Source organism: Vibrio sp. L5-1, assembly GCF_021728315.1.
Taxonomy (GTDB): domain Bacteria; phylum Pseudomonadota; class Gammaproteobacteria; order Enterobacterales; family Vibrionaceae; genus Vibrio; species Vibrio splendidus_K.
The window spans coordinates 74,236-87,286 of sequence record NZ_JAKKCQ010000001.1; the positions used below are offsets into that span (position 1 = coordinate 74,236).

The 13,051-nt window shown below is 43.5% G+C and carries 8 protein-coding genes; all 8 read right to left on the bottom strand.

Features of this window, described 5'->3' with window-relative positions; genetic code table 11:
* Positions 1–6 precede the first annotated feature (6 nt).
* Positions 7–3,207: a response regulator gene (locus tag L3V35_RS00330; RefSeq protein ID WP_237298072.1), complete on the bottom strand. Its 3,201-nt coding sequence runs from the start codon at positions 3,205–3,207 to the stop codon at positions 7–9.
* Positions 3,208–3,421: 214 nt separating this feature from the next.
* Positions 3,422–3,796, bottom strand: coding sequence for a hypothetical protein (locus L3V35_RS00335; protein WP_237298073.1), 375 nt, complete (start codon positions 3,794–3,796; stop codon positions 3,422–3,424).
* A 109-nt stretch (positions 3,797–3,905) separates the two neighbouring features.
* Positions 3,906–6,044, bottom strand: coding sequence for an ATP-binding cassette domain-containing protein (locus L3V35_RS00340; RefSeq protein ID WP_237298074.1), 2,139 nt, complete (start codon positions 6,042–6,044; stop codon positions 3,906–3,908).
* On the bottom strand, positions 6,041–7,627 hold the full coding sequence (locus L3V35_RS00345) for an ABC transporter transmembrane domain-containing protein (protein WP_237298075.1): 1,587 nt from the start codon (positions 7,625–7,627) through the stop codon (positions 6,041–6,043). The genes L3V35_RS00340 and L3V35_RS00345 overlap by 4 nt, the downstream gene beginning before the upstream one ends.
* Positions 7,617–9,041, bottom strand: coding sequence for a TolC family protein (locus tag L3V35_RS00350; protein ID WP_237298076.1), 1,425 nt, complete (start codon positions 9,039–9,041; stop codon positions 7,617–7,619). Before L3V35_RS00350 ends, L3V35_RS00345 begins: the two co-directional genes overlap by 11 nt.
* The gene (locus L3V35_RS00355) at positions 9,016–11,247 is read right to left on the bottom strand and encodes a response regulator (RefSeq protein WP_237298077.1); all 2,232 of its coding nucleotides are present in this window, start codon (positions 11,245–11,247) and stop codon (positions 9,016–9,018) included. The genes L3V35_RS00350 and L3V35_RS00355 overlap by 26 nt, the downstream gene beginning before the upstream one ends.
* Before the next feature lie 3 nt (positions 11,248–11,250).
* Positions 11,251–12,600, bottom strand: a complete 1,350-nt coding sequence (locus L3V35_RS00360) for an HlyD family type I secretion periplasmic adaptor subunit (RefSeq protein WP_135456908.1) — start codon at positions 12,598–12,600, stop codon at positions 11,251–11,253.
* A 3-nt stretch (positions 12,601–12,603) separates the two neighbouring features.
* Positions 12,604–12,966, bottom strand: coding sequence for a hypothetical protein (locus tag L3V35_RS00365; protein ID WP_237298078.1), 363 nt, complete (start codon positions 12,964–12,966; stop codon positions 12,604–12,606).
* Positions 12,967–13,051: the final 85 nt, after the last annotated feature.

Here is a 13,051-nt window from a genome sequence, read left to right on the forward strand (position 1 = left end):
TATCTCCTAACAAGTCGCACTTTCTATTTGATGGAATAGCTTTTCTTTTCTTACGGGCTTCGCTACATATCCATCCATGCCTGAATCAAAGCACTTTTGAATATCATCGTCGATAACACTGGCGGTTAACGCGATGATAGGAGTTTTGCTTAAGCCTAGGTTTTTCTCATGCTCTCTGATCTCTTTGGTCGCAGTGAAGCCGTCCATAACGGGCATCATGCAATCCATTAAAATAATGTCGAAGCTACTGTCGTTTTGGTACATGTCGACGGCGATTTGTCCGTTGTCGGCGATTTCAAACGCGTAGCCCGCCTTTGTTAACATCACAGAAGCGACTTTTTGGTTAACTCGATTGTCTTCGACGAGCAGTATTCTTTCAGATTTACTCGGAACCGTGTTTTGTACTCTTTCTTCTGGCAATGTTCGCTTAGCCGCAGCATTAAGAATCGGTGTTACGGTCGTGGGTTTTTTCGTAGATTTAGTTTTGTAGGCAGCAGGAAGTGGCATCGCTTCAACGGCGGCAAGTACTTTTTCTTTTAGCATTTCAAATTTGAAAGGCTTTGGTACATAGTCATCCATACCTACGTCGAAACACTTTTGAATATCATCATCAATCACACTGGCGGTTAAGGCGATGATAGGGATACGACGCGTGGCATTGGTCTCTTTTTCAACGCGTCGAATGTTGCTTGTCGCTTCAAAGCCATCCATGATGGGCATCATACAGTCCATCAGTATCACTGCGTAATGAGGATTTGCGGTGAACATGTCCACAGCTTCCTGACCATTATTAGCGAACTCGAATTCAAAACCACTTTTACCGACATGAAGCCCAGCAATTTTTTGGTTGATCTTGTTGTCTTCGACGATGAGTATCTTATGTTGGATCTCTAGAGGTTGTTGGCTTGCCTCTGAAAGCTCAGCTAAACCCTGCGTATCACAGAGCTCAATAGCTTTAATTAAACGTAAGCCGAGTAGGGGTTGTGCGACTTGTGCAGTAACACTGTCGCCAAGATCCGCAGGCTCACTTAAGAAAGAACGTATCAAACAGATAGTGATGCCATTCTGGTGCAGCTTAGCTAAGTTATCTGCGTGGGTATTAGCTAGGAATGCATCATCTTCAGCGAAAACGACAGTAATCGGTTTATTGTGTTTCTGAGTCGCGAGTTGTTCGGTCATCGCGGAAGTGTTATTCATTCGCTGAGTTACCTTTAAGCCATAAAGGTTAAGGTCGCATTCTATTCGTGTAGAAAGCATGCTCTCGTTACCCAGAATATAAATGTCAGCGGTTGCCGTGCTTGGTTTAGGTAGCATGATGTCAACGGGTAATTCTAAGTCGAAGTAGAAACAGCTGCCTTTCCCCTTAACTGAATCGAGCTGAATCTGGCCACCCATCAGTTCGACCAACTGTGTACTGATGGCGAGGCCAAGACCAGTACCGCCAAACTGACGTGTAGTTGAGTCATCTTCTTGAGCAAAGGGCTCGAATATTTGTTTCTGTTGTTGCTTGCCGATACCAATACCTGTGTCGCGAACGGCAAATCGAATGGTGACATTATCGTCAGATTGTTCGAGCGTTTGGATTGATAATGTGACGCCACCTTCTGCCGTGAACTTCACTGCATTCGACATAAAGTTCATTAGGATCTGTCTTAAGCGGTGATCGTCGATCATCACGCGTGCAGGTGTGTCTGGGCTGATATCAACGTTAACCGATATTTTTTGCTCTTTCGCTTTTGGCGCAACAATAGAGGCTATGTCGTATATCGATTCTCTAATCGACGCCGAGTGCGGGCTGATTAACAGCATGCCAGATTCAATCTTCGAGAAGTCTAAGATATCGTTGATCAAGCTCAGTAGCAGTTGGGATGAAGTTTCAATCGTATCCACATAATCACGCTGTGTGGGTGTGAGTGGGGTATCTGCAAGAATCTCGGAAATACCAATAACGCCATTGAGTGGGGTACGAATTTCATGAGACATATTAGCTAAGAAGCTGCTTTTCGCTTTGCTCGCTTGTATTGCATGATCTTTCGCTTCTTCAGCGTCTTCTTTGGCTCGCTCAGCGTCTTCTTTCGCTATCGTAAGCTTGTCTTTTGCAAGTTCTCGCTCGATGGTCAACCGTTCAACTTGCTGAGCAAATAGGCTGAGTTCATCTTTGCCTTGAATCAGCTTATCCAAAGAAGGTCGAGTTTCATCATTTTCGCTTTTCAAGAAAGCCAACACCAAATTCAGGTTGTTGGTGACTTGTCGTGCCAAGCTTAGGGTTAATCCCATTACAATGGTCGCGAGCAAAGCAACGATGGAGATAAACAGTGTTCGTTGGATTTGCGCTTCATAGATGGCTTGCTCAACTTCCTGTTGGAACTCTTGCTTGATAACATTACCGAGGCTTTGCAATAAGCTGAGTCGAGCACTCATAGCCTCTAATCCGACTGAAATCTCTTGTGGCGTCAGTTGGCTGATTGCGTTTAGGTCGAGTAGGGCGCTGCGGATCTCTTGGCTTTGAGCAAATACATCGTTTCTAAACACTTCAACCATCAATGACACTTGATGTTCGTTGGCATTCAATGACACAAAGCGTTCTAGGAACAGTTGTTGTCTTTCACTCAGAGTTTCGATCTGTTCAGCGAGTTCTGGATCGTATTCTTGGCTATTTTGGAATATCTCAATCAATGAGGTACCCAGTTTAAATTCTTCATTTGACCAAAACATCAGCCATTCAAGCTGTTGTAACGCGGTGAGGTGTTGTTGAATTTCACGCTTGGTGTTTTCGAAAGGGACTTTTTCTATCTCAAGGAGCAACTGTTTGTACAAATCACTCTGCCATTCAAGTGCATCCAATTTATCGTAACTATCAGTCGCTTCCATCGTTGATAGAGTCGCTTCGCTGAAGTCTGCAACCAGTTGGTTCATTTCATCAGAAGTGTTTAAAAATATAGCTGGAGAAAGTGTTTTTAGTTCTGCCTTTACTTGGCTGCTTTGCGTCGCGAATTCTTCAGGGCTAGAAGCCAGAGTGCTCCGATATAAGACTGAAATATCTTGAAGATACACAGATAACTGATTGGTTCGTTCAAAATCGGTTAACTGAGTCGTTAAAATATACGCTTGTCTGCCTGCTAGAAAGAGCAGTAGTGAAATGGGAAGTAGAACTAAGCCAAAGAGTTTATGTTTGACTGAAAGGTTATTCCAGACCGTAATCGCCATATAAGGATCCATCCAACTGTTTTTATATAAAAACAGTAGAATAAAAATGCGGATATGGAAACCTTGAAACGGTAAATTTAATGGAAGTGTGGGAGGGGTATAAGTTCTTGTGATTCCAGAGCTTATTTTGAAATATGTTCTCTTACTAGCAACTTATAGCGATTGTCAGTCGGTTTAATTTTTATGCTTATTGATGAATAGCTTATAAAGCGAGTTAATGAGGGAGCTTTTTATCGAGGCTTAGTTCAAACAGAAGTTGCTCTAACACGGTTTTTGCTGAGGGTTCTAATGTCCAAACCCCTAGCATTCTGTTCAGTGCGGCGCGATACACTCTGTTTTTGAGTAGGAAAGCGAGCGTACTCGTATCGTTGTTCAAAACATGTGTTTGTATGACGGTTAGCTCAGCTTTGTTCTCGATATCGACTTTCTGAAGGTTGAAAGCGGGTAGAAAGGCACACTCATACCAAACCTCAACGATCTCTCGAAGTTCGATCTCCTCTTCAGGCACATCGCAGCCCTGAAGTTGATGGTTTTCAGGAATTGCGGATAAGTAAGCGACATCAAGCTTGTCTGCAACGAATGTGTACATTTGCTTCCTTGTTAAATGTGATTTAAGAGCGAATCATCTCTCTCACTTATGTTTTTGTCAATTACATCCATTTATTGAACGAGTGATCTGTGAGTAAGCATCGTCGTGTTTAACTTAAACTGTTTAAGTATTTGTCTGTTAAGCCAAAATATTTCAAGTTGCCATCAGGCTCTAGAACTAAACTCATGTTTGAAGTAGCGATCAAACCGGGATCATTGGTTGAAAAAATGACTGTTTTGTTCAACAACTTATCGCTGAACAGGCGGTTAAAATACTGCGCGTTTTCATTTTCAGCCCCGTTGAACGGTTCATCAATGATTATCAGATATTGCTCACAGTTGCCTAACCCAAGCGCCAAACGCAGCTTTTGTTGAATGCCATTCGGAAGACCTTTGCACTTATCGACACTCAATTGAGTCGCCAAGCCTTCTGGCAGCCATTCGTCTAGCTCGAAGAAGCTCACCATCTCCTGCATTTTCTCTGTCGGAATCAATCCATTGTGTAAAATGAAATTGGTCTCCAAAGAACCTTCGAAAATGTGCAAATTGAAGGGGATGTAGTTAATCGATGTGCGATAGCGATAGCTGTTGAATTGTTTAATGTTATAGCCATCGACAGACACCGCGCCCTGATAACGATCTTCTAAACCAGCCATGATTGAAATGAGCGTGGTCTTTCCGCTGCCTGTCGGTCCACATATGACGACTTTTGCACTGGGAGGTATCTTAAAGCCAAGGTTGGTTAATCCTGTTGCTGCTCCTGTGTAACGGTGACTCACACCACTGCCCACAATGCTACCTTGGAACAAGCGAATAGGCGGGCTCTTCTCTAAGGTCAGTTTATCGTCATTCATCGACATCAAGTTGTTGATCTGTGCCGACGAAGCCTTGATGGATTGAAACTTAGAAATTGAGTTATAGATGCCCATTATCGGGCCTAGTGCTTTCCAAACGAGAATAACGGTTGCAAGCATCGCACCCGCATCAGAAGTGCCTTCCATGACTCCGATTACTGCGGTCACGATACTTGCCGTACCAATCACCTGAATCAAACTACCGCCTGCAGCCTGAATTTTACTGTTGGTTACAGCAACATTCTCCGCATCACTAGTGCTTTGCATATGGGAGGCACTAAAACGAGATTGAACCACGCGCAGTAAAGGCAAACCCTGAATGGTCTTGATACCACGAAGGATTTCATTCCATTGATAAGAGACCATGGCATTGGCGCGAGAGCTTTTGGATGTGGCTTGAGAATAGATATAACGTGAGTAAACACAGAACACCAACATCAATATTAAGCCGCCCATTACCACAAGAGCAGCTGTGCCCGACATAAGGGCTATCGCGATGATAAACACAATCACAAACGGCATATCAAAGTAGCTGAGGGTCGATTCTGCTGTCACTAAGCGTCGGAAGGTATCGATATCTTTCAAACGAGCCAATTGTGACGAGACCCCTGCGGTTGATGTCATCGCGTAGGGCAGCCAAAGAAGCTTCGATATTACGGCTTGGGATATGTGTACCGCGAGATCTTTACCGGAGGTGGCAATGATGTTGACTCGCATCTTCTTAAAGAAATACTCAGAGAAGCCAACAATCACAGCAAATAAGGTTAGCCAATAGAGTGTTGCTTGAGAGCTAGAAGTAAGAGCGAAGTTATACACGCTCATAATAAAGAACGGCTGCAACGCACCTAAAATACTGATCACGAAGCTCAAGATAATCAGGCTTTTGAGTTCATTGTTGTAACGATAAAAAGCGTATTTAATCCAATTGCTTCTGTCTTGAGATTCCGGTGGTGGTTCTCGGAACAGACGAGAATATTCACTAATAGCAATCAGCAAACAGGGTTTTTTACACATTGGGTATTCAATGGTGTTGTTATTTGTGTAATCAAACAACAGCAGCCTTCCATCTTTGGTGCCTAAGAAAATCGCACTTAGATTCTCTATTTCAATAAAGCATGGGTGAGGGTGCTTATCGATATTCTCGAGTGTCTTTAGCTTGGTCACATCACAGCGATACCCAAGGCGCTCGATGGTTGCTGTAAAGCTGTCGCCGTCTTTGGATTTTGGAATAAAAGCATCGCTGAGTATTGCGGGAGTGCCTTCCCATTCGAGTGCTATCAGGGTGTAGGCTAAACCACGAATAAGAGGAGATTGACTGTAACGTTCGTCGTATCCGCTAGATTCAAAATCCAAGACACGCTGTGGAACATTATTGAAGTCTACAAGGATACTCATTGGTCACCTCCGGTAAGTTTTACGCGTTTGAGGCGGTGGTTAAGTTTGTCCATTTTATTGCTGGCGATGATTAGAATTTTGTCATTGGCACGGTAAGCTGTGCTGGTAAGTACCACTCGTGCAAATTCCTCATCAAACACGCAATCGATGTCATCAAATATCAATACACGTTTACTGGCGAGCAGGGCTCGGACTAATAACAGAGCGTATCCAACTTGGCGAGAGAATGGATTGCGCATGTGCCCTTTGAGTTCGGTATAAAAACCGGCAGGAAGCCCGTCAATTTGCGCCTTGATGTTCATGGTTTCACACAGTGCAAACGCCGTGTTATTCAAGCTTGGTCGGAAACAGGTGAGGTTATCGATAATCGTCCCTTCTACGAACGAGCTTGTTTTATCAACCATCAGCACGCTGTTACGCCAAACGTTGTAATTGACGTCATCTAAAGGCGTGTCGTTAATCATGATATCGAGTTTGCTGTCACTGTTCTGTCGCGTAATACAGTTAGCAAGGTGGGTCTTACCTGAACCACTTTTCCCTGTCAGCAGATAGGCTTGGCCGAGTTCGAACTCGATACGCTGCTTTTCAGAATACTTAACCGAAATACGTTCTACTTCTGTGGTTTCATGTTGGTGTTCAACAGACGCTGCCAGTTCAAGAAGCTCGGCGATACGCTGTATGTGAAGCTTGTTCAATTCCCAACGGCTCGCGGTACGCATCACTTGTTGGTAGGGCGCGAAGTAACGGTTGGTCAGCATGATGATCGCTGCCATAATGCCTTGGCTTGATTCCATGTTGATAACGGCGGTTGCTAGTACTACAACAACGCAAGCAATGGAAAGCTGTTGGATCAGCGCCAAGATCAAGCCGAAGTTCGATTCAATCTGTTCGTATTTGATGTTTTCAACTTCACGTTCCTCGACCATTTGTGTCATCAGGCTTTCAACGCGGTATTCCATGTTTCGCGCTTTGATATCCAGCGGGCTAGAAATGATCTCGATGATTTTGGAAGTGGTTAAGCCTTCTATGTCTGACTTATTTTGTAGGCTGCCAATCTTCTGTTTAGAAAGGCTCCAAGCGAAAATAGCTAAAATGAGTGAGGCAATCAAAAGCGTAACGCCAGCCCATACGTTGATAAGGCCAATAATGAGGATGGTTATTACGCTGACAGCTAGGTTGATCAGCGCTCGAACCGATTCTCCTCCAAAGAAGGTTTTTAGTTCAGGAATGGTTGAGATTCGCTCTAAGTATTCGCCCGGTTCTAAACGGCGGAATTTAGATATTTCAGCCAAACAGATGGATTGGAACACCTTGTTGGTTAAGTTGGTCTCAAACTGCCTCATGATGACGGAAGATATCTCCTCTTCCTGATTTTTCAGGTGATAGTCGAGGAAGATGGAAATCAAGATAATCGCGAACAATAAGAACAGAGTATCTTGTGCTTGGTTGGGTAACACTCGGTCAAAAATGATCAGAATAGAGAAGGGCAGTACCAAGCCAAACAGGGTGGAAATTATCGTAGAGAAAGTCAGGTAGCACTTATCTGCCATATTGATCTTTTGTGAAAACTGCTCAGTTTGCATTGCGGCCTCCTGTTTTCAACGACTCCGTTGAGAGAAGGTGTTTCGGCACGAGTTCTTGATTGTTGCGCCCTTCAATATCGCTCATCAATTGCATGATGCTTTCTATGGATTGAATCGAAAGCACGCCTTTGACTTGCTCAAGCTTAATGGTTTCGATGATGTAGTCGTATCGAGCGCTTTCGTAATCTCTTAGGGCGCTGAACAGTTTACTTTCGGCGGCCAATAAATCAGTGATCGTACGCGTACCTAATTGGTAAGCTCGTTGAATACCTTTGTAAGAGGCGTAGTTGGCGCGAATGATGTTTTCGTAACTGCTTATAGACTGGGAGAAATCATTAATGTTGAGTACAGAGGTGTTGACGCTGTTGCGTGTGGTGTAAAGCGAGTCTTGATAAAGTAGCTCGGTACGTTCAATCGCTGTCGATGATTTTTGATATCCATAGTAGTCAGAGCCACCAGACAAGATAGGCAAGGCTAGATTCAAGCCAACACTGGTAGAGTTGCTTTCGCCTGTCGCAGTGATGTCGGTTTTATCGTAATTATTGGCGTCATCGTGACGATAGCTAGCTGAAAGCGACACGGTAGGTAAGAAGTTTGTACCGCTCTCTTTTAAGCTTCTCCGGCTTCTCTCGACGTTTTTTTTCGCTACTAACAAGTCGTTGTTGAGCTTTAATGCTTGATCCATGATTGAGCGTTGTTCGCTTTCGTTGATCTCTTTTAATGGCACGCTTTCGTATATATCTTGCGACGGAGTGATAGGGTACTGAATCTGAATAGAGAGCCCATTGAGAATGACGCGACGGTCTTTCTGCAAAGTTCTTAACCGATTTGACACTCCTTCTTTCTGAGCGATAACTTCGTACAGTTCACTAGCGGCGGTGTTGCCTAACTCTACGTTGCGTCGCATCTGATGTTCACGCGTTTCAGATGACTTAAGTTCGACCTTGGTCGCTTTTATCTGCGCGTTGTTTTTCAAATACTCGAAGTATTGAGAGCCTATTTCAGAGATGGTGCTTTGGATTTTATTCTCGTGTTTAATCTCTTCGATATTGAAGTCGAGCTTTGCCGTTCCGTATTTGAAAATATCGCCTAGGTTAAATACTGATTGCGAAAGGGAAAGGCTGTAGCTATTTGAGTTATAGCTTGATGTTTCATCAGGCACGCTAGATAACAAGGTTTCGTTTTCATTCCATGTGGTATCGGCAGCGCCGTTAAGTGAAGGAAGAAACTTAGAGCGGCTGATACCAATGTTGTATTCGTTCTCTTCCACACCCTTATCACTGGCGCGAAGGGACAGGCTGTTTTGCAGGCCGAGTTCTACTGCCTCAAGCAGGGTTGTCGCCGATGCTGAAGGTGTCGTGCTGAATGCAAGCGCAGCCATAATGCTGCTAGTTAAGTTTCTGTACCGCCACATACTTGTTGATCACCTTGATGATTTGGTCGCTTTTGTAAGGTTTGCTGATCACGTAATCCATTCCGGCTTCAATACAAGCCTGGTGTTCGTTACTGCTGGTCAATGCGGTTGCCCCTATGATGGTACAAGGGTTTTTCTCGTTCTCTTGTTCAAACTGGCGAATGCGTTTGGTCGCTTCAATGCCGCCCATACCTGGCATGATGCAGTCCATGAAGATGATGTCAGAACGTTTATTCATAAAGTGCTCAACTGCGTCGGCACCATCGCCAACCGTGTCTGGTTCATACTCTTGTTTGGTGAGGATTCGTTTAAGTAAGATTTGTTGAACTCGGTCATCCTCTACGATAAGGAATGAACTGTTTTCCATCTGCTCTTCTGATGCTTCTGCTTCCATAATGGTGAGTAAGTTCGGAATAAACTCATAAGGAATCGCAGGGGAGTTGATGATCTTATCGACGAAGCTGTGACACTCTTGTGCATGCTGAGTATTGGTTACTGACAGCAACAGCTTGGTATTTGGATGATTCTTAAGTTGAGATTTCACTGTTTTGCTCAGTGATGGCAGCTTGTTAGGTTCAAAGGTATCGGTCAGCATGATGGCATCGTACTCACCAAAGGTCTTCGCCGCTGAAAACAACTCATTTGCAGTGCGGATTTCAGTGATATCAAGCCCCAAGTTGTTGAGCATTTTCTTCATTACATCGATACGAACTTGAGTATTGGCACAAAGCAGTAAACGTTTGCCGTCGAAGCGAGTTTTCTCGGTATGGAAATTCTTCGCCTTGAGATCAAGCTCGATCTGAAAACGTTCCTGTGTACCCGATTGGAACCAGTGACTTTCGTAATACCCGTAATCTTTTAAAACGCTTTTCGCTAAGTCGTCGGTGTTAGCTGTATGGTGCTTATGAGCGCTCCAATGAAGCTTATTGAGCTTGGCGACAGAGACATTTAACGTTGAAAGGAAGTTGAGATTGATGGTGACACGCGTATTTTCCATATCCGAAGCCGCGCCAGACTCTATCGTCACAAATAACTTCTTATTCGACTTGAGTTGAATGGCATTGGAAAGTTGTAAGAACAGTATCCAAAACAAGCTGGTGGATTGGCCTTCAACACGGTTCGGTAAATTGTCAGAAATAAAGCAGTCGAGCTGACCTTCATTACGTTGCACTTTTGCGCTGATATGAATCATCAACTCAGACAACACGCTCAGAAGCGAAAACTCTTTCGATTTACTTTCTGTCCCTTGTGAAATCAATCGGTTATAGTTTTCAGCGAGCTCAGATAAGGTGTTACACGCAGAGGTAATATCTTTCGCCATCAATACACCATTTTCATCGGTTTCTTGAACGAGATATTGCACACCACCATTAATGGTGTTGGTGATTCCACGAATCTCATATCCGATTAGCGCATACAGCTGTTTATAGAGGTCGTTGTTGCGCTTCTGGTCTTCTAATTTACTGAAGATCAATTTGAGGTGAGAGTAAATCTGGCGTTGTTTAGGATTGATGCTTACTTCGTTAAGAAGTTCTTCTAGTCTTTGTAAATCTAAGTGTTTGAGCTCTTGGTACAGAGCATCGAATTCATAGTCGATTTCTCGTTCATTCGAACTGGATTTCTTCAGTTTCAACATCGCGACTGAGTTAGATAAAACCGTAATCACAGTTAATATCAGAACCACCATAAACAACCAGATAAAGAACTCGTTTTTCTCAGACATCAAGTCGCTCGCATGGTTGTTAAACATGGTGCGATAGTTATCATCCATTTGTAGGTAGTTGTTAGTCAGTGATAAATACAAGTCCAAAACATCGTTACGGGCTTTCACGCTGTCAGAAAATCGGTTAATCGCCAATTCAAGTTGCGTATATTCGGTCGCACCAACCAAACTGAATTCGGTTTTGTTCAATGAAGCCAAAGACCGAAATTCATCAATTTCACCTTTCAAAATAGAAAGGTTCAATTCACGGGTACTGCAGTTATTAGCTTTTAGGCATTGCTGTAAGGTTTGAATATCGAGCTCTATGGTTTGATTTAACTGTTGGGCTTGTATCAGCAGCGGGGCGTTTTGCACTTGCGCGACGGAATCTACTTTTGACCAAGAAAAGTACAAATAGAAAGCGAGCGCCGCCAGTACGACGCTAAACCCTATGCTAAGACGTAGCGCTGGAACTGAAATGTTGTATGAAGGTTTTCCGCTCATTGACTACCTCTCATCGAATGCATCTTCAATGGCAGACATCACAGGTTTCGCTGCGTATTCGATTACGCGACGCGAGCCTGTTTTTACATCGGCGGTAAATTCCATGTAAGGCGATAGTTTGTATTGTGTGCCTCCTCGCTCAAGAAAGTTTCGGTCAATTTCGATCTCTGCTAAATAGAATTCGGCATCTTCCTCTTCATATGATGAACGGCTGATTGAGGCGATCGTTCCCTCAACAAATCCGTATTTTGCAAAGTTATAAGTGTCCATTTTTACTTTCACAGCCTGACCAATTTCAACAAACCCCATGTCTTTACGAGGGATCTTTGCTTCTCCGTGTAGGGAGTTATTAATCGGTGCAATATCAGCGATACTCTCACCTGGTGGAATTACTGCCGAGCGGAAGTTGAAGTGCAATTTATCGACCACACCATCAACCGGAGAGTAGACGACTAATCGATCAACCTTGTCGGAATGTTGTGGTTGTAAGATTCGTTTAAGCTTGAGGTCTTTATTCGCCTGAATGATTTGTGCTTGGTACTCTGAGTTTCGATTCTCAACCAAGTCTCGGTGCTGCTTTTCAAGTTTGTCGAGCTGAAAACGTTCATTCATGACCGACTCATCGAGGTTTTCAATCTCACGTACCATATTGGATTCTTGTACTTTCATGTTGAGAACGTCGACATACGACGCCATCTCTTCTTTATAAAGCGTGTTTTTGATGTTGAGTTGTTTGCGAATGAGCGATAGTTGGTTCTCTGAACTTTTACGACGCTTAAGCATCGATTTAATCAGAGAACTCTTGTGTTTAATATCGTGTGTAATGAGCTCTTCGTTAGAGCGGTTTTTAGAGAACTCTTGCTGCCACGTATTCATGTTTACCTGTACTTGTTCCGGAAACCTTTCGATGTAAGAAGCGAAGTTTGGTTCGATCATGTCACGCAAGCTTTCATAACGAATTTTGTCTAGCTCTAGCTGAGTGATTTCGGTATTCACGGTATCAAGTTGTGTGTTGCGATCTAGTGAGCGTATTCGTGCGATTGGTTGTCCTTCATAAACAACTTCTCCTTTTCGGACTAACATCTCTTCCAATATGCCGCCTTCTAAGTGTTGGACTTTCTCGACGTCGGATTCCAGTAGCAATTCACCGCGCACAGAAACGACAATGTCGATACGTGCTTGTGACGCTACAGCGATAGCGACCAAAGCGAGCAGAAAGATGATGAGCAACGTTTTGTGAACGCTGGTCATGGCACTGGCGAGCACGATGGTGTCATCCGCTGTTACCTTAGACGCTTCGTTATTAGAAACGAGCGCTTTTCTAAGGTGATGCTCTATTTGGTTATTGCTCATGGCCTACCTCGATGACTTGCCATCTATTACTTCCTTAATATCCAACAAGTGATTGATCTGTCGATTGACGTTTTGTAGCTCAGTTTTTACATCCTCTAAAAGCGCTTCAGGCGCAGGGAAGTGGTGTTTACTCAAATGTTCCAATTTGGCCATCTTGGGTGGTAGGTCTTGGTCGCAGAGCAAAGTTAAGATGCTTTTCAGTTTTTTTGAGTAACTGCTGAGTTCATCAAAACGCTGCATGTCATGGAGAGTATCTATGTTTATATCTGCGTCTGAAAAATCTTGATAAAAGTCGCCTAACAGCAATTGCAGCCCTTTGTGGTTGTTGCCGATTGAACGCAACAAATTCGTCATGTCTATCATCATTCCACTGCCTTAATTGCTTTAATGACAATAACTAAGGATCTTTAAAGACAGTTTTCAAATTTTTTTTCATTCTTTATGTATAAAA